This is a genomic window from Flavobacterium sp. (genome assembly GCF_031422135.1).
Lineage (GTDB): Bacteria > Bacteroidota > Bacteroidia > Flavobacteriales > Flavobacteriaceae > Flavobacterium.
On record NZ_JANOQD010000030.1, the window covers coordinates 87,761 to 105,382 of the forward strand.

A 17,622-nucleotide genomic window follows, 5' to 3' on the forward strand; every position below is an offset into this window, starting at 1 on the left:
TTTTTATAGGGTTTGCAATAGTGATTCCTTCCAGTCTTTAATTTCTATTCCAAAAGCGGTCTTGATTTTTGATTTGTTTAAAACACTATATTTTGGTCGTTTTGCAGGCGTAGGAAATGCTTCGGTTGGAATCGGTTTTAAATCAATAGTTACATTATTTACCCTAAATATTTCTTGTGCAAAATCAAACCAACTGGCTGTTCCTTCATTACTAAAATTATAGATACCGTACTCTATTTGGGATTTGGGATTTTCGATTTTCGATTTTAAAATTATTTGCATAATCGCATTGGCTAAATCCACAGCATTTGTAGGTGATCCTATTTGGTCGCTAACAATACTCAAACTATCTCTTTCAGAAGCCAATCGCAACATTGTTTTCATAAAATTATTCGCAAATTGGGAATACACCCAAGAGGTTCTAATTATGAAATGTTCTTTTAAGTTTTCCGAAATGGCTTTTTCGCCATCTAATTTTGTTTGTCCATAAATTCCCAATGGATTCGTAATGTCTGTTTCTAAATACGGTTTGTTTGATGTACCGTCAAAAACAAAATCAGTAGAAATATGTATTAGTTTTACACTGTTGTTTTTACAAGCAACAGCTAGGTTTTTGGATCCAAGAACATTAATGGCTTCTGCCTTTTCAAATTCTGTTTCTGCTTTATCCACTGCGGTGTAAGCTGCGGCGTTGATACAAAAATCAATTTTATTGCTTTTAAAAAAAGAATTTACACGCTCTTGATTTGTAATATCTAAATCTTGCGAGGATGCAAAAACAAATTCACAATCGCTGTAATCTGGAGCAATGTGTTGTAATGATTGTCCTAATTGACCTGATGCTCCTGTTACTAAAACTACCATACTTTCTTAGCGTTTTCTAGTGTTGGTAAAACAACATCTTTCTCTGAAATTATGAGTTTTTCCTCTGGGAAATTCCAATCGATTCCTAATGCTGGATCATTATATATTAATCCTCCTTCAGAATCTTTGTTATAAAAATTATCGCATTTATAAAAGAAAATAGCCGTTTCGCTGGTTACTAAAAATCCGTGAGCAAATCCACGTGGAATAAACAATTGCTTTTGATTTTCAGCTGATAATAAAATCGAAAATGACTGACCGTATGTTGACGATTCCGGTCTCAAATCGACAGCAATATCAAGTACTTCTCCTTCCAAAACACGAACCAATTTTGCCTGAGCAAATTCGCCGGTTTGATAATGCAAACCACGTAAAACGCCTTTTGAGGAGAACGATTGGTTATCTTGTACAAAATGTACTTTTTGACCCACAGCATTATTAAAAGTAGTTTCATTGAAACTTTCCATAAAATAGCCTCTTTCGTCTTTGAAAACTTTAGGTTCTAGTACAAAACAGCCTGATAAATGAGTTGGTATAAAATTCATTTAAAATTATTTAACGTTAAAAATTTGTTCTAATATTTTAATGGTAATCAAATACGTTGGCTTCACACCTGTTGTTCCTAATCCACCAGAAGCCAGTGTACTTCCTGTTTCTAGAGGGTTATCCGAAGCGTAATACGCATAACGTACTTTAACATCTTCGTTAATACTCTTTCTTATTTTTGATGCCGATTGAATTGCTTTTTGATAATAAGCGCCTTCCATTTCTAACCCTATTGCTCCCCAAGTAGATTCGTGAAAAAACTTCAACAAATCCTTATTTTGTAATGAGGTTCCTAGAACAGAAATCATTGGACCCGCAAAAACTGGAATATCATTTCCTTCAAACATTTGTGGTGTCAATTCGTTATGAAACGGATAATTGTCAGCGGTTCCCTCATTGATGTGAGCATTAGGAATCATAATATCGCCTTTTCCGCCTTGTAAAATGCCTGCTTTTCCCATTATAGAAACCGATTCTACATTTAGGAAAATAGTATTGTTTTCTTTTTTGTACGGTTTTAATAATTCATCAATAGTTTCAAAGGCTTGCTCTCCAAAAGCATAATCCATAACGATTAAAACTGGTGCTTCTTTGCCTATTTTTGATTTAGGAAAAGATGATTTTGCCCAATCAATTTTGGAAGTATCAAATATTTGAACGTCAATATTAGTTCCTGAAGTGTCTGGTAAAGAAAACATACCGTGTTTCAAAGCTACTTCTTCTACTTTAGAACGAACATCGTGTGCTCCAGATTTGCTTAATTCTTCATAAATAAAGAAATCAGATTTGTCTTTGAACTTTGTTTTCAAAACGGTAGTGGCAAAAATGGAGTTCATCACACTGTGCATATTAGCACTAATAATATGAATAGGTCTTGTCAATAAATTATTTTTATCTAAAACTTCTTTAATGTTTGTGGCCCAAACCTCTCCGTGAATATGATGCCCTAATCGTTCTCTTAAAATAGGACTAAAAGTAATGGTTCTTTTATTGTTGTCCAACACTTCTTCTATGGCAATTTTTCCCAACCAATATACAATATCCAAAAAACGATCTGGGGTTGATGGGGTTGAAAAATCATCATAAATTGCAGAAACCTCAGCAAATGTTCTTCCTAACACATTAGCTGCGTGTGATATTGCTTTTTCTCTTTCTATTAAAGGTAATTTTTTACTTTGTAAAGCAGCTTGTTCCAGTTTTAACCAATCACGGGAAACTTTGCCTTCATCATCAATAAGAACCCTGTTTTTAATTTTGTGGGATTCAATAAAAATAAATGTCAAATGCGTCAAAATATCATAAATATCCGAACGCCCTCGGGTAATTTCAACATTCATTTGTTCTTCATCAATGCGGTAGCAATTTCTTCTACGTTTGGGTGGAACAATCGCTTGAAAATGCGAATTAGAATACCCTTCATCAGACGTTAAATTGATGTATCGACACTCTTCAATCCCAATTGGTAATCGCTCAATAACATATAATAATCCGTTGAGTTCAACTTTTTCTTCGGCAATAGATCCATAAATTTCTGGACGCAATGCTAGTAATGCTTCTCGTAATGTGTCGCCTGATACACCCATTGGTTTATAGAAACCACGGTTGAATAAATGGCGCATTGTGATGTACAATCGTTCGATAGCAGCCGACGATTCTTGCGCTCTTGAGCGCGAAATGTTTTTAATTTCTTTCATTAAAATTTTTATTTTATAACCAACAAAGGTACTGTTTTTATTTTTAGTTGGTTAAAATGAGATTTATTGCTGGTTCAAATACTTTTGTATTTGGCGTTTTACTTCTTAACTTATTCCATTTTCCGCCATAAAAAGTCCAGAGAAAAGGTCTTTCTACATAGGCACAAAGAATAATTGGAAAATACGTGTTTTGCGTTTTTGTGGTTTTTGAAATTAAATCTGTCGTTGTTTTTTGAAACTTATTTTTTTCAATAATCAATCGTTCTACCCCTACAAAAATTCCTTTTTTTGCTATTGATAGATTAAAGTCTGAAACATTAAAAATAGTTCTTCTTTGTCCTTTTTTTACAGAAACTATAAAGTTTTTATCCAATAATTCTTTTCCTGGGAATCCCGTTGAATCAACATCGTAAAAATGAATTTTAATACTTGCTTCTTCTATTTTACTATCCGTATAAACAGATACTTGTTTGATAAATCTAGTTTTTTTATACGATGGATTATATTGGAAATATTTAGCGTCCATTCTTGGTCCATTGTCAAATGCTTGATAAATTTGATTTTCTGTTTGACCAATTTCTATTTTTTTTGTTTCTTTTTTATTTGAAAGAACCACTTCGTTTAACTCATAAGTCACAGCGTTTAATTTAACGATTTCAGCTTCAGTAGCTTTAATTGTTTTCTGTTCAAACCCCAAAGCAGAAAAAACCAAATTCTTATTTTTATCATTTACATTGATTACAAATTGACCGTTTTCTTCTGTTGAAGTGCCTATGTTTTCATTTTCAACCGAAACGTTAACATACGCAATAGGGTTGTTGTATTGATCTACAACAATTCCTTTTATTTGTGCTGAAATTGAAAAGCTTACAAAAAACAGAAATACTATGATTTTTTTATTTATCATCCCTATTATAATTTTTCAACAATACTTCTATCATTTGACAACCTTGGAAGTTTATTCTGACCGCCTAATTTTCCAATAGATTTCATATACTCCTGAAATCCATTTTTGGTAACTTTTGTAATTACTACCGTTCTTAACACATTTCCTTCTATCAAATCATCGTAATACAAATTCTGTTTTCGCATCGAAGCATCTATTTTTAATGCAAATTCTTCTAGGTTTTCGGGTTCGTTTTCAAACTCAATAAACCATTCGTGATAAGGTAATCCAGCATCTGGAGTAATTTGTGGTGCCACTGTAAACTCGTTGACACGAATGTTTGTATTTTGGACGGCTTCTTGCAAAGCACTTTCTACCTCTTTGCCTATTACGTGTTCTCCAAAGGCTGAAATATAATGCTTAATTCTACCTGAAACTATAATTCGATAGGGTTTTAATGACGTAAATTGTACTGTATCACCAATATTATAAGCCCAAAGTCCTGCGTTGGTAGAAATAATTAAAACATAATTTACGTTTAATTCGACTTCTCCAATGGTGTGTCTTTTTGGATTTTCGGAAAAAAACTCGTCTGATCTTATAAATTCATAAAAAATTCCTGAATTAAGCAGCAATAACATTCCTTTTTCTTTCTGGGAATCTTGATAAGCAAAAAAACCTTCCGATGCAGGAAAAAGCTCAATTGAGTCTACTTTTCGTCCTATTAAATTTTCAAATTTGGCACGATAGGGTTCATAATTGACACCGCCATAAATAAATAAATTGAAGTTTTTGAATAATTCACCCACTGGTTTTTGCCCTTTCTGATACAATTTTTCAAAATACATTTGCACCCACGATGGAATTCCAGAAATTACCGTCATATTCTCGTTGAAAGTTTCTTCGACAACAGCATTTACTTTGGTTTCCCAATCTTCGATACAATTGGTTTCCCAAGAAGGCATTCGATTTTTTTGCAAATATTTTGGAACAAAATGCGCTACAATTCCTGAAAGACGTCCAAGTTTGATTCCGTTTTTTTCTTCAAGAACTGGACTTCCTTGCAAGAATATCATTTTGCCATCTACAAAATCTGCCTTTCCAGTTTCATAAATATACGATAAAATGGCGTTTCGAGCCGCTTTAATATGCGTTGGCATTGATTGTTTGGTTAGCGGAATGTATTTTGCACCAGAAGTTGTGCCTGATGTTTTGGCAAAATATAATGGTTTTCCTTTCCAGAGAATATTCTTTTCCCCTTTCACCACTTTGTCTACATACGGTTTTAATGCTTCATAATCTCGAATAGGAACATTGTTCTGAAAATCTTCGTATGATTTTATTCTGCTAAAAAAATGATCTTTTCCAAATTGTGTAACTACTGCTTGACGAATTAATTTTTTAAAAACTTTTTGTTGCGTTTCAATGGGATTTTGCGCCCATTTTTGGGTTTTCTTATAAATTGTTTTTGCGAATTGTTTTGCAAAATAGGTTTTTACTGACATCTTTATTTTTACCTAAAAAGGTGTAAAATTATTGACTTTATTATACGGTAAATATAATACTTTACATCTAAATACCAATAAAAAAGTCCCATAGCATTTTGTTTATGGGACGCTTGGATTTGTTATGAATTATTATAATATAAATAATACGTGTTTTTTAAGTATAATTAACAAATAAAGGGCTTGCTTTATTGTTTGATAAATCTTCTTTTCAAAACTCCTTTTGTTGACTATAGTTTAAGAATGTGAATGCCTTTACTTAAATTAGCAACATTGATGCGTTTTATGCTGACTGAGTTGAATTCTATTTTTTTTCTATTAAATCATAAATTTCATAACCAACAATGTCTGATTCTTTTTTAAAATAAAGTCTACAGGATTCTTCACGTCCAAAATTTGTTGTAAAACTGAATTAATTCTTCTCCTTTTTTTCTGAAGATAATACTTTTTGAATTATGAGTAACTACGGATAATCAAAACTTTTTTAATTCTTAAGTTTGTTAGAAATACTCGTACCGATATTCGTATACAGAATAACCCCTCCTACTAACTTTTACTAATAATCCAACTTTGTTGTATTCTAATACATATTCATCATTACTAAAAGGAGTTTTATAATCTTCAGGTTTTCCTTTAAGAATTAGGTATTCTCTAACAATCATTTTAGTTATAAACTGATTGTTTTCACCATAAGCATATTCATATTTAATTATTTTTTTTCCATGGGTCTCATTATACTCAAAAATAGATAGTAAATTTTGGAAAGTGTTTTTAGGAACAAATTCGCATATAAAACTTGTCGGGTATTCATCTTTATCAATAAATACTTGTTTGAGTCCTTTGTTAGAATAATAAGATTCTGTATTTACTTTACGAACTTCACTTTTTCTAAGAATTTTTGTAATAGTATCATTTCTAAAAAACAATTCGTAATTAATAAATACATTGTTGGGTGTAGCATCAAATTTTGCTTCAAGTTCTTTATCACCTTTAACAAAAACACTATAAAATTTGTTGTTTTTACTTTTAGTATAAACATCTCGTATATTAGTTATTCTTCCATAAATATCATAATTAAAAACAGTATTTAATTCCCAATAATTCCCTTTAGGAGGAAATAAAATTGCAACAACTTTTCCTTCATTATTAAAAGTAAATTTATTAGAATAATTTTCACCAACACGATAAGTAATTCTGCTTTTTACTTTATTTATTTTGTAAATACTATCGGATTGTTGTAAAAGAAAATGACATTCTTTATTAAGTCTCTGAGTATATTGAGCAGATATACTACTTGTAATTGTTAATAAAATAATTAAAATTGTAAGCTTCATTTTCTTTTGTATTTTGTGTTTATTATTTAACATTATAAAATGCATCTTAAGTTTTTTTTGAAATAAATTTAAAACACCTAAAATCAGGTATTTTAATCGGTTAGCTTTTAATTCTGAGAAGTGTGTGTTTTTGACTTCTGCTCTTTTATATCTTTCGATTGAGCCTCTATTTTTTTTCTTAATTCTAATTCTTCTTCCGAGGCATCAAAATTATATTCAGATGGATCTACATATTCTGAAGCCATAATAGAGTCTTTGTTGACTTTTGCATATTCTAAATCGCCTGTCAAAACTTTTTTTACGGATTCGATATAAGCATCGTTTTTCTTTAAAGCAAATTCTAACGAATCAGATTTTAAGGCTAAATTCAATGCGTTTTGTTTTAATTCTGAAGAAGAATACCCAGGAATATACTCCCGAAGTGGTGTAAATGCAATGATATAACTTGTTACCGAAATTAAAAAAATAGCTCCTATTGTAGCAACAAGAAACACATTTAAGATATTGAGTTTGAAAGAAAATTTTTCCTCAAAAGTATCATCGTTTAAAATAACCAGTCTGTTCTTCGTAGTTATTTTATCGAGAAAGGCTTTGCGTTTGAATCGTTTTACTGACATAAAAAGGGAACTTTCTAACAAATATAAAACATTTATTATAATTGTTTTGTTTGAAAAGTGACAACGTTAATTTTATGCTATAAAATTACTCGGTTTATTAAAAATACTTACCTTTGTGGTATTATTTTTTGATTAAGAATTTGCGAAAGCGTAAAATACAGAAACAATGGGAAGATTTGGTGCTACCGAAATTATAGTTATATTAGTTATTGTCTTATTATTATTTGGCGGTAAAAAAATTCCTGAACTTTTGAAAGGATTAGGAACAGGAATCAAGGAATTTAAAGATGCTTCTAAAGGAGATCAACCTGCAGATGCTAAAAAAGAAGAAACGAAGGAATAAATTTTCTTTAGTTACAAAAAAATAAATCCCAAATTCAATAAATGCGTTTGGGATTTTTTGTGCTTTTTATTTTCATCTTTACGGAATTTATTTTTTAAAGTTTCAAAACTTCTTCCACAATTTTTTGCTTACAATCTTCCCAGTTGAAATCTTTGAACATTTTAGGTTGAAGTTGAGAATCTGCATCTTCAAAAAAAGCTAAACTTTTTTGGACCATAAAAATGGAGCCATTACTATATTTTTTTTCATAAAATGATACCATTTCTTCCAATGAAAATTCATTCAATAAAAAATACAAATCGATAAAATCTTTTTTGCTTCCTCTACCTGCAATTGCATTTAATTTCATTGCGGCAATATCTTTGGTAGAAAGCATTCTTATGTTTTCAATATGCAAACATTCTGTAAGTAATTGGTATTTATAGTTTACAAAATCTACTTTAACATCGTTAATTTTAGTTGTCAAAATATTTTTTGTGCTTTGTGCTACTTTTACTTCTCCAAATTCTGATAGTTTTTCAATAAATAATTCTGAATTGATTTCTGAATTTCCAAACATATCAATATCAATAGAATTTCGATGACCCATTTGTAAAGCTAATGAAGTTACTCCAACCAAATTAAAATCTGAAAACAATTTTTCAGACATAATTTTTTTTAAGAGTTCCATAAGTTCAGGTACAACTGTCTGTGTTTGTAGCATCTGAATTCAGTTTTGTCTATTTTAAAAATAGCAGATAAATAAGAAAGGGTAACGGCATCTAAGCTTCTTAAATTTAAAGAAACTTCTTTTATGGTTTCTAAACCGTAAAGTTCTTTTAATAAATTCCAATCAGTAATAAATCCATACTCTAAAACTTTTTGTATAAGATGAGATTTGTGTTCTTCAAAATTAAATCCATTCAAATCTACATCCCAAAAAAGGAATTTCGAAAAATCATTTATGGTTATTTCTTTCTTCATCAAAACAAAGGTAACGATTTTTACAAAATCATCGTCAACTGAATTCTTTTTCTATCTTCATCAACCTCAACGACTTTTACAGTAACGTGTTGGTGTAACTTGACCACTTCATTCACGTCACTCACAAAACCTGCTTTGAGTTGCGAAATGTGGACCAGTCCGCTTTCTTTGGTGCCAATATCGACAAAGCAACCAAAAGCCGTAATATTATTGACAATTCCAGGTAAAATCATTCCTGTTCGAACATCTTTAATGGTTTTTACATTGGGGTCAAATTCAAAAACTTTAGCAGATTTTCTGGGGTCTAATCCAGGTTTTTCGAGTTCTTTGATGATGTCTTTTAAGGTCAATAAACCAATTTCTGGCGTGATGTAATTTTCAGGTTTTATTAAAGCGGTTTTTTCTTTATTGGCAATCAAATCATAAACCGAAAGTTTCAAATCTTTAGCCATTTTCTCAACTATCGAATAAGCTTCTGGATGTACTGCTGAATTGTCTAACGGGTTTTTAGCGTTCGAAATTCGAATAAAAGCCACGCCTTGTTGGTACGCTTTTTCTCCTAGTCTTGGTACTTTTTTGAGTTGTTTTCTGTCTTCAAATGGGCCATTTTCTGAACGATATTGCACAATATTTTCGGCTAGTTTTTCACCAATTCCAGATACATAACTCAACAAATGTTTACTCGCTGTATTGATATTTATCCCCACCGAATTCACACATCTGATAACCGTATTATCTAACTCTTCTTTCAATTTTGTTTGATCCACATCGTGCTGATATTGTCCTACGCCAATGGCTTTTGGGTCAATTTTTACCAACTCTGCCAGCGGATCCGACAATCGTCTTCCAATAGAAACCGAACCACGAACCGTAACATCATAATTTGGAAATTCATCTCTCGCAATTTTTGATGCCGAATATACCGATGCACCTGCTTCAGAAACTATGAAAACCTGAACTGGCTTGTCAAAGGCTATTTTTTTGATAAAAAATTCGGTTTCACGTGAAGCCGTTCCGTTTCCTATAGAAATTGCATCGATTGCATAAGCATTGACCATCGATTTTATCTTCTTCATCGCCATCGCATCTTCGTTCTGTGGTGCGTGTGGATAAATGGTTTCGTTGTACAATAAATCACCTTTTTCATCGAGACAAACAATTTTGCAGCCCGAACGAAAACCAGGATCGATAGCTAAAATTCTCTTTTCGCCTAGTGGTGGCGCCAGTAATAATTGTCCTAAATTTGTAGCGAAAACGTTGATTGCCGTTACATCGGCTTTGGCTTTGGCTTCTTGCAAAGCTTCGTTTGAAATTGCAGGATTTAGCAGACGTTTATACGAATCTTCAATGGCTAATTGCACGTGAGAAATAGATGGAGAATTACTGTTTTTTATGATAATTTCATCTATTAAATCGTAGGCTTCGTCAATATCAACTTCTATTTTAAGTTTCACAAAACCTTCGTTTTCGGCTCGAAGCATTGCTAATAATCGATGCGATGGTGTTTTGCTTAAATTTTCGGACCATTCAAAATATTGCGAGAATTTCTTTGCGCCTTCTTCTTCCGCTTTCTTTTTAACAACTTTGGTTTCAATGATTGCTTTTCGTTGAAAAAGTCGTCTCAATTGCTTGCGGACAAAGATGTTTTCGTTGATCCATTCGGCAACAATGTCTCTTGCGCCTTGCAAAGCATCGTCTTCATTGATGATATTTTTATTGATGAATTTAGTTGCCAAGAAATCGACATCGTCTTTATTTTGAGCCAAAATCAGTTGCGCTAGTGGCTCCAATCCGTTTTCACGAGCCACATCGGCGCGGGTTTTTTTCTTCTTTTTGTAGGGCAAATAAATATCTTCGAGTTCTTGCAAATCGAAACTTTCGGTGATTTTTTTAGATAATTCTGGGGTTAAGGCATTTTGTTCGTCTATAGATTTTAGGATGGCATCTTTACGCTTTACAATTACATCGTATTCTTTGGAGAGTTTGGCAATTTGTTCAATAAAAACCTCATCCAAATTGCCTGTTGCGTCTTTTCGATATCGAGAAATAAACGGAATCGTGCAATCTTCGTTAAGTAATTTTAGGGTTGCTTCGATATTTTTCGGCGTGGTTGCTACTTGTTTCGCTATGAATTGTATATTGGTCATTGATTAATTTAGGAATTAGGATTTTTTGATATTAGATTTCTCCTTAGTCGAAATTGACAAATTTTAGGCTCAAAAATAATATCTTTGTAGCTATTCAAAAAACTTATGTTCACAATTTTTATTTATTTTCTTGTTATCAATCTTGTTGGATTTTTTCTAATTTGGTATGATAAAAAAATGGCTATTGCTCAAAAGTATCGCATTGCTGAAAAAACACTTTTATCGATTGTGGCTTTTGGAGGAGTTATTGGTTCTGGATTGGCAATTTTCGGCTTCAGGCATAAGATAGCAAAAAAATCATTTTTATATTCTTTTTATGGTATTGCTATAGTACAAATTTTGATTGTTCTTTATTATTTAAAGAATTATTATTCATAACTGTTTTTCCTAAAATTTCTCTTCATAAAATTTAAAGCTACTTCTACAATTTCTCCCATTGATTTTGCTTTTTTAAATCCTAAATCTAAAGTAAACTGATACACTTCTGCTTTGAGTTGGTTAATATGTTCTATGGGTGCTAGGGGAGTGGATTTCATAGCTAATAATAAATCTTGTACTCTTTTTTCTGAATCCAAAAGCCTTTTTACTAATATGGAACGTTCTTCATTTTGATATTGTTCTATTGCGTTTTTATTTAGTTTTTCTTTTACTAATTTATTAAACGGATAATTTTCTTTAAACAAATGTGGTTTATACTTTTTAAAACTACCTTCATAACATTGTTGGTCAAAATCAATTGCTCTAATTTTAAAAACTCTTTGGTCAAAATCATAAATAGGGATAATAACAAAATTATAAGAGCGCATATCGCCAAGCAGTCCTATCATACAGCGTTCGTTAAATTTTACAAATTCTTTAGCAATTTGGGCTTTTTCGTGTTCATTGCAGTTTTTTATGTTTTCTTGCAGAAACACATCTCCTGGAATTCCTAATATGTGTTCTTCGATTAGAGTGTCTTCAAAAACAATAAAATTTATTCGATTTGGCGACAAAATATGCTCTAGTTCTAATCCAAAAACACGGGAAGCATCTGCCTTTTTTATATAAAAATGGGTATAGTTGTCATTTAAAATGTTTCTGATTTTAACTCGAAATGGCTGTGAATTTCCAAAGGTGCAAAAATCGATATAATCTACATTTAAAAATTGAATATTGCTTTCATTTCCATCAGAATGTAGGTGTGTGTATATTTTTTTTAAACTGAGATCTATTTCTTTTTTCTCAAATTCATTATAATAAACTCTATTCCACAAGGTGTCATTGTTATTTTTGTCATATACGGAAATTCCTCCCTGAAAACGCAACAAATCATCGTAACAAACATTTGTTTTTGTTAGTCTTTTATATTTTTCAAGATAACTTTTTAACTGATTGTTAATTGGATAATGCTGTTTTTTTAGTTGTGGCTTAGTATCATTCATTATTTTAATAAATATGTATTTGTAAATTTAACGAATAAAGCTGTTTCAATTATGAAACAGCTTTATTATATTTAAAATTTTTCTTGAATTATTGGACTTGAATTATACAATCTCCCTGTTCTATCATTGCTTTTTCGTTTAACATTATTTTAGAAACTATTCCGTTTTTAGGGGAACAAATTGTAGTTTCCATTTTCATAGCTTCTATGATAAATAAAGGGGTGTCTTTTTCAATTTTTTCACCTTCGGCAACTAGAATCTTAAGTAAACTTCCTTGCAGTGGTGCTCCAATATCGTTTTCTCCATTAGCTTTTACATTAATGCTTTTTAGGGATTTTATAGCATTGTCTTTTACTAAAACATTTCGGGTTTGACCATTAATCTGGAAGAAAACTTCTCTAACGCCTTCGTCGTTTGGTTCTCCCATATATCTAAACTTAACTATAATGTTTTTACCTAAATCTAAATTTATTATAATTTCTTCGTTTGACTTTAACGGATAATAAAAGCTAGGTGTTGGTAATTTTTCGACGCTACCAAAAACTTTTCTAAAGTTATAAAAATCTTCAAAAACCTTTGGAAACATTATATAAGACAACAAATCTTCCGTAGTTAATTTATCATCAAATTTAAAATGCAACTCCTTTAATTGCTCTTCAAAATTAATTGGTGCTAAATGTGCGTTTGGTTTTTCGGTATATGGTAATTCCTTTTTTAATACAAGCTTTTGCAATTCCTTTGGAAAACCGCCATAAGGTTGCCCTAAATCTCCTCTAAATAGTTGTTTTACTGATTCTGGAAAAGCAAGCGTATCTCCTTTTTCGAAAATATCTTGTGCCGTTAAGCTGTTTGATGTCATAAACAAAGCCATATCACCAACTACTTTAGATGATGGTGTTACTTTTACAATGTCTCCAAACAATTGATTCACTATAACATAATTTTCTTTAATGGTTTCAAATTTATCTTCTAATCCTAAACCTCTTGCTTGAGGCAATAAGTTAGAATATTGTCCGCCAGGAATTTCGTGATCGTAAACCTCTGCCGTTCCGGCTTTTAATTCGCTTTCAAAAGGATAATAATACTCTCGAACAACTTCAAAATAATTAGAATATTCATTTAATTTTTTAAGATTAATTGGGTTTTCTCTTTCCGAACCTTCTAAAGCCGCAACTAATGAATTGAAATTTGGTTGCGATGTTAATCCACTCATAGATGCTAAAGCGACATCTACTATATCTACACCAGCTTCAATTGCTTTTAGGTATGTTGTAGATTGAATAGAAGAAGTGTCGTGTGTGTGTAAATGTATTGGAATTGAAATGTGTTTTTTAAGTTCTTTTATTAATACTTCTGCCGCATAAGGCTTTAATAAACCCGCCATATCTTTTATGGCCAACATGTGAGCTCCAGCAGCTTCAAGTTCTCTGGCTAAATCAACATAATATTTTAAATTAAATTTTTGTCGTTTTGGATTTAAAATATCTCCTGTGTAACAAATGCATGCTTCAGCTATCGCATTGGTTTTTTCATTTACAACTTTTATACTTTGTTTCATTCCTTCAATCCAGTTAAGTGAATCGAAAATTCTAAAAACATCGATACCGTTTTCGGCACTTTTTATAATAAACTGTTCTAAAACATTATCTGGATAAGCGGAATATCCTACTGCATTGCTTCCTCTAAATAACATTTGAAGCAATACATTTGGCGCTGCTTTTCTAATTAAACGCAAACGCTCCCAAGGATCTTCGTGCAAAAAACGCATAGTAACATCGAAAGTAGCACCTCCCCAAACTTCTAATGAAAACAGTTGTGGAAAGTTTTTTGCAATGCCTTCTGTTACTTTTAATATGTCGTAATTTCGTAATCGTGTTGCAAAAAGCGATTGATGTGCATCTCGCAAAGTAGTATCTGTATAGAAAATTTTAGACTCGTTTTTAATGTATTGGATGAATTTTTCTCTACCCATTTCATTTAATAAGTCTTTGGTTCCTTTCGGATATTCTGATTCTAAAACTCTGGGAACTAGTGGTTTTCTAAAAATTTTATCTGTATCTATTTTTTTAATATCTGGATGTCCATTTACTTTTACTTCTGCTAAATATTTAATTAATTTTGTAGCTCTGTCTTTAGAATATTCATAACGAGAAACTAATAAAGCTGGGTTTTGGGGAATAAAATTAACCGTTGCTTCTCCGTTTCTAAATGTTTCATTAGACATTACGTTTGTTAAAAACGGAATGTTGGTTTTTACACCTCTGATTCTAAATTCTTCTAAAGTTCTTCTTAATCTATCAGAAGCTCCTTTTAAAGTCCGACCACTTGAAGAAACTTTGACCAACAAAGAATCAAAAAAAGGAGAAATTGTAACTCCAGAATAACAGTTTCCTTCATCTAAACGAATTCCATATCCTGCTGCGTTTCTATACGCTATTATGGTTCCATAATCGGGTTTGAAGTCATTTTCAGAATCCTCTGTCGTAATTCTACATTGTATTGCCCAACCTTTGCATAGCACATCTTCTTGGTTGTGAATAAATATTTGGCTGTGCGATAATGGATGTCCTGCTGCAATAATTATTTGTGAACGAACAATATCAATTCCAGTAATTTCTTCTGTTATAGTATGCTCAACTTGAATCCTTGGGTTTACTTCTATGAAGTAAATATTTTCATTGTTGTCTACCAAAAATTCAACGGTTCCTGCATTATTGTAATTTACGTACTTTGCTATTTTAATAGCATATTCATATAGTTTTTGCTTTGTTTCTGTTTTTAAAATCGAAGGAGCAATTTCTATTACTTTTTGGAAACGTCTTTGTACAGAACAATCTCTTTCGAATAAATGAACCACATTGCCGTAGTTATCCCCTAATATCTGAACTTCAATGTGTTTTGGATTATCAATAAATTTTTCAATAAAAACAGTGGCGTCTCCAAATGATTTTAGAGCTTCACTTTTTGCGTTTACAAAAGCGGTTCTCATTTCTTCATTACTATGAACCACACGCATACCTCTTCCGCCACCACCTGCTGCTGCTTTTAACATTATTGGAAATCCAATTGTATTTGCTTCGGTTATGGCGTCTTCAACTGTTTCAAGAATTATTTTAGAATCTTGTATTAATGGAACTCCAACAGCTTTAGCTACTTTCTTTGCCTCAACTTTATCTCCAAGTTGCAACATCGCCTCAACTCTTGGACCCACAAAAACGATAGACTCTTCCAAACATCTTTTTGCGAAAGCAACATTTTCTGATAAAAAGCCATATCCTGGATGAATTGCATCCACCCGATTTTCTTTTGCCACTTTAATTATGGCCTCAATATCTAAATAAGGTTTAATCGATTCTGTATCATCCCCTATTTGAAAACTTTGGTCGGCTTTGTAACGGTGCAATGAATAACGGTCTTCAAAGGTGTAAATAGCGACTGTGTCGATTTTTAATTCGGTTGCAGCACGAAATACACGAATAGCAATTTCTCCTCTATTTGCAACGAGAAGTTTTTTAATAATAAAATTTGTTGACATGTTTAATTGTATGTTGTGTATGACACAAAACTATAAAATAAAAAGGCTAAAGTGTTATTATAGAACTTGTATTTAAATAAACAGAGTTAAAATTATAGAAATGATAATTTGAGTTCTGTTTTTTGAGAAATTCATAAAAAATCTAATCTTGAACGATAAAATCTTTCGAATCTAATTTCTGAAATTCGGGCTGGATATTAATGTGATTAATTTGAAATTTTTGCAACAATACTTCTTCTATTTCAGATAATAAAGTATTAAACTCACTCATTTTTATATCTTCCGAACAGTCTAAATGAGCTTCCAAGTGTAATTCGTGATCGTTCAAATGCCAAACGTGAATATGATGAAGTTTATTAACGCCTGAGATTTTATGCACTTCACGAACCAATTCTTTAATATCGATATTTGAGGGTGTAAAAAGCATTAACATTTTAGTGGATTGTTTCAATAAATCGTACCCAACATAAATCAGATAAATAGCGATTGCAAAAGTCAAAACACTATCAATCCAATAGATCTGATAATATTTCATTAGAATTCCACCTATTAAAACCGCCACAGAAGCCATCATATCAGTAAAAAGATGAATGTAAGCCGATTTCATATTGATATTATGTTCTGCATCTTTTTTTAGCATTAATGCCGAAAGTCCATTGACTGCTATTCCTAAAACAGACAACCAAATAACTAATTCCGATTTAATAACTTGTGGATTTGAAAATCGATGTGTGGCTTCAAATATTAAATAAACAGCCACTATAATCAAAGTAATTGAGTTCACAAAAGCCGCAATTAATTCTGCTCTTTTATACCCAAAAGTTTGATTTAATGACGCTTTTTTCTTGGATAAAACATTGGCAATGTAACTAAATATCAAAGTTAGTACATCAGAAAAATTGTGTAAAGCATCGGAAATTAAAGCCAAACTTCCTGAAAGGATGCCGCCAACAACCTGTGCAACAGTGATTACAATATTTAATACGATTGAAAATAAAAGGTTTCTACCTTTTACTTCGTGATGTGCGTGGTTGTGTGACAAAATTAATTTTTTCGTTTTTCAATTTCTGTTTCAACTTTTTTTAATTTAGTACCATTGTTAAGCATTAAAAATAAAGAGCCCAATATAAAAAAAGCGTGCTTACCTATATTATCTTTATAAACTGCATAAAGCGTCATAGCAACAGAAACAACTGCAAGACCAATAAATATTTTTTGCCAATTTGATAATGATTTTTGTTTTGCTACTAATTCTTCAAGCGATAAATTGGAATAATCATTTTTCTCAATCATATTTTTATTTTATTTATTTAACAATTAATTTTTCCCACTCTCGAAGCGTGTCTTCCTCCTTCGAAATCCGTTTTTAAGAACGTTTCAACCATTTCTATGGCTTGTTGTATAGAAGTAAAACGCGCAGGAATACTAATAATATTTGCATCATTGTGTTGGCGTGCCAAAGCGGCAATTTCTTTTGTCCAACACAATGCAGCACGAATTCCTTGGTGTTTGTTTGCTGACATCGCAATACCGTTTCCGCTTCCGCAGATAATGATTCCGAAATCCGCATTTTTATTTTCAAGATCCAAAGCTACTTTGTGACCAAAATCTGGATAATCTACCGAATCTACCGAATCGGTTCCATAATTAATAACATCATGACCATTTGCCTCGAGCATTTTCACAATTGCAAATTTATATTCTGGTCCAGCGTGGTCGTTTCCTATTGAGATTTTCATTGTTGTAGTTGTTTGTTATCTTTACAAA

The 17,622-nt window shown here is 31.6% G+C and carries 17 protein-coding genes; 2 read left to right on the plus strand and 15 right to left on the minus strand.

The genetic code is table 11. The features are described 5' to 3' along the window. Window positions 1–3 precede the first annotated feature (3 nt). The 7 genes from rfbD to RMO70_RS04815 form a co-directional block, all read right to left on the minus strand. Window positions 4–864 carry a dTDP-4-dehydrorhamnose reductase gene (rfbD, locus tag RMO70_RS04785; protein WP_310555275.1) on the minus strand — a complete coding sequence of 287 codons (861 nt, stop codon included), beginning with the start codon at window positions 862–864 and terminating at the stop codon, window positions 4–6. Continuing rightward, a complete protein-coding gene (rfbC, locus tag RMO70_RS04790) occupies window positions 858–1,409 on the minus strand; it encodes a dTDP-4-dehydrorhamnose 3,5-epimerase (protein WP_310555276.1) in 552 nt (183 codons plus the stop codon). The genes rfbD and rfbC overlap by 7 nt, the downstream gene beginning before the upstream one ends. A gap of 6 nt (window positions 1,410–1,415) precedes the next feature. Next, window positions 1,416–3,104, minus strand: coding sequence for a DUF6909 family protein (locus tag RMO70_RS04795; protein WP_310555277.1), 1,689 nt, complete (start codon window positions 3,102–3,104; stop codon window positions 1,416–1,418). Window positions 3,105–3,147: 43 nt separating this feature from the next. After that, the gene (locus RMO70_RS04800) at window positions 3,148–4,011 is read right to left on the minus strand and encodes a carboxypeptidase-like regulatory domain-containing protein (RefSeq protein WP_310555278.1); all 864 of its coding nucleotides are present in this window, start codon (window positions 4,009–4,011) and stop codon (window positions 3,148–3,150) included. A 5-nt stretch (window positions 4,012–4,016) separates the two neighbouring features. After that, entirely contained in the window at window positions 4,017–5,495 is a 1,479-nt protein-coding gene (locus tag RMO70_RS04805; RefSeq protein ID WP_310555279.1) for a GH3 auxin-responsive promoter family protein, read from the minus strand. A gap of 500 nt (window positions 5,496–5,995) precedes the next feature. Continuing rightward, window positions 5,996–6,829 carry a hypothetical protein gene (locus RMO70_RS04810; protein WP_310555280.1) on the minus strand — a complete coding sequence of 278 codons (834 nt, stop codon included), beginning with the start codon at window positions 6,827–6,829 and terminating at the stop codon, window positions 5,996–5,998. 107 nt (window positions 6,830–6,936) lie between these two features. Beyond that, complete coding sequence (locus tag RMO70_RS04815; RefSeq protein ID WP_310555281.1) at window positions 6,937–7,446, minus strand: peptidase; 510 nt, start codon at window positions 7,444–7,446, stop codon at window positions 6,937–6,939. A 166-nt stretch (window positions 7,447–7,612) separates the two neighbouring features. Between RMO70_RS04815 and tatA the strand changes: the two genes are divergently transcribed. Then, window positions 7,613–7,789, plus strand: coding sequence for a twin-arginine translocase TatA/TatE family subunit (gene tatA / locus RMO70_RS04820; RefSeq protein ID WP_310555282.1), 177 nt, complete (start codon window positions 7,613–7,615; stop codon window positions 7,787–7,789). Between the two features lie 94 nt (window positions 7,790–7,883). Here tatA and RMO70_RS04825 read toward each other — a convergent pair whose 3' ends face one another. Genes RMO70_RS04825 through RMO70_RS04835 form a run of 3 tightly spaced genes read right to left on the minus strand, consistent with a single transcriptional unit; the run spans window position 7,884 to window position 10,899 of the window. After that, window positions 7,884–8,492 carry a nucleotidyl transferase AbiEii/AbiGii toxin family protein gene (locus RMO70_RS04825; RefSeq protein WP_310555283.1) on the minus strand — a complete coding sequence of 203 codons (609 nt, stop codon included), beginning with the start codon at window positions 8,490–8,492 and terminating at the stop codon, window positions 7,884–7,886. Further along, on the minus strand, window positions 8,447–8,752 hold the full coding sequence (locus RMO70_RS04830; protein WP_310555284.1) for a DUF6922 domain-containing protein: 306 nt from the start codon (window positions 8,750–8,752) through the stop codon (window positions 8,447–8,449). Before RMO70_RS04830 ends, RMO70_RS04825 begins: the two co-directional genes overlap by 46 nt. A 20-nt stretch (window positions 8,753–8,772) precedes the next feature. Next, window positions 8,773–10,899 (minus strand): Tex family protein, encoded by a 2,127-nt coding sequence (locus RMO70_RS04835; protein ID WP_310555285.1) that lies wholly within the window; start codon window positions 10,897–10,899, stop codon window positions 8,773–8,775. A 105-nt stretch (window positions 10,900–11,004) separates the two neighbouring features. Here RMO70_RS04835 and RMO70_RS04840 point away from each other — a divergent pair, with 105 nt between their 5' ends. Next, a complete protein-coding gene (locus tag RMO70_RS04840) occupies window positions 11,005–11,277 on the plus strand; it encodes a DUF1294 domain-containing protein (protein ID WP_310555286.1) in 273 nt (90 codons plus the stop codon). Here RMO70_RS04840 and RMO70_RS04845 read toward each other — a convergent pair. From RMO70_RS04845 to rpiB, 5 genes are all read right to left on the minus strand, one after another. Continuing rightward, window positions 11,268–12,320, minus strand: a complete 1,053-nt coding sequence (locus RMO70_RS04845; protein WP_310555287.1) for a hypothetical protein — start codon at window positions 12,318–12,320, stop codon at window positions 11,268–11,270. The two genes, RMO70_RS04840 and RMO70_RS04845, sit on opposite strands and share 10 nt — an antisense overlap. A gap of 88 nt (window positions 12,321–12,408) precedes the next feature. Then, a complete protein-coding gene (locus tag RMO70_RS04850) occupies window positions 12,409–15,855 on the minus strand; it encodes a pyruvate carboxylase (RefSeq protein ID WP_310555288.1) in 3,447 nt (1,148 codons plus the stop codon). A gap of 142 nt (window positions 15,856–15,997) precedes the next feature. Next, window positions 15,998–16,897 (minus strand): cation diffusion facilitator family transporter, encoded by a 900-nt coding sequence (locus RMO70_RS04855; RefSeq protein WP_310555289.1) that lies wholly within the window; start codon window positions 16,895–16,897, stop codon window positions 15,998–16,000. Window positions 16,898–16,899: 2 nt separating this feature from the next. Beyond that, window positions 16,900–17,148, minus strand: coding sequence for a hypothetical protein (locus tag RMO70_RS04860; RefSeq protein WP_310555290.1), 249 nt, complete (start codon window positions 17,146–17,148; stop codon window positions 16,900–16,902). Between the two features lie 17 nt (window positions 17,149–17,165). Next, window positions 17,166–17,594, minus strand: a complete 429-nt coding sequence (gene rpiB, locus RMO70_RS04865; RefSeq protein WP_310555291.1) for a ribose 5-phosphate isomerase B — start codon at window positions 17,592–17,594, stop codon at window positions 17,166–17,168. Window positions 17,595–17,622: the final 28 nt, after the last annotated feature.

Bases quoted from the DNA above. Each gene is read 5' to 3' on its own strand.
- RMO70_RS04815 (WP_310555281.1), bottom strand. From the start codon at position 7,446: ATGTCAGTAAAACGATTCAAACGCAAAGCCTTTCTCGATAAAATAACT.
- rpiB (WP_310555291.1), bottom strand. From the start codon at position 17,594: ATGAAAATCTCAATAGGAAACGACCACGCTGGACCAGAATATAAATTT.
- RMO70_RS04840 (WP_310555286.1), top strand. From the start codon at position 11,005: ATGTTCACAATTTTTATTTATTTTCTTGTTATCAATCTTGTTGGATTT.
- RMO70_RS04850 (WP_310555288.1), bottom strand. From the start codon at position 15,855: ATGTCAACAAATTTTATTATTAAAAAACTTCTCGTTGCAAATAGAGGA.
- tatA (WP_310555282.1), top strand. From the start codon at position 7,613: ATGGGAAGATTTGGTGCTACCGAAATTATAGTTATATTAGTTATTGTC.
- RMO70_RS04810 (WP_310555280.1), bottom strand. From the start codon at position 6,829: ATGAAGCTTACAATTTTAATTATTTTATTAACAATTACAAGTAGTATA.
- RMO70_RS04835 (WP_310555285.1), bottom strand. From the start codon at position 10,899: ATGACCAATATACAATTCATAGCGAAACAAGTAGCAACCACGCCGAAA.
- RMO70_RS04830 (WP_310555284.1), bottom strand. From the start codon at position 8,752: ATGAAGAAAGAAATAACCATAAATGATTTTTCGAAATTCCTTTTTTGG.
- rfbD (WP_310555275.1), bottom strand. From the start codon at position 864: ATGGTAGTTTTAGTAACAGGAGCATCAGGTCAATTAGGACAATCATTA.
- RMO70_RS04825 (WP_310555283.1), bottom strand. From the start codon at position 8,492: ATGCTACAAACACAGACAGTTGTACCTGAACTTATGGAACTCTTAAAA.
- RMO70_RS04795 (WP_310555277.1), bottom strand. From the start codon at position 3,104: ATGAAAGAAATTAAAAACATTTCGCGCTCAAGAGCGCAAGAATCGTCG.
- rfbC (WP_310555276.1), bottom strand. From the start codon at position 1,409: ATGAATTTTATACCAACTCATTTATCAGGCTGTTTTGTACTAGAACCT.
- RMO70_RS04845 (WP_310555287.1), bottom strand. From the start codon at position 12,320: ATGAATGATACTAAGCCACAACTAAAAAAACAGCATTATCCAATTAAC.
- RMO70_RS04805 (WP_310555279.1), bottom strand. From the start codon at position 5,495: ATGTCAGTAAAAACCTATTTTGCAAAACAATTCGCAAAAACAATTTAT.
- RMO70_RS04800 (WP_310555278.1), bottom strand. From the start codon at position 4,011: ATGATAAATAAAAAAATCATAGTATTTCTGTTTTTTGTAAGCTTTTCA.
- RMO70_RS04860 (WP_310555290.1), bottom strand. From the start codon at position 17,148: ATGATTGAGAAAAATGATTATTCCAATTTATCGCTTGAAGAATTAGTA.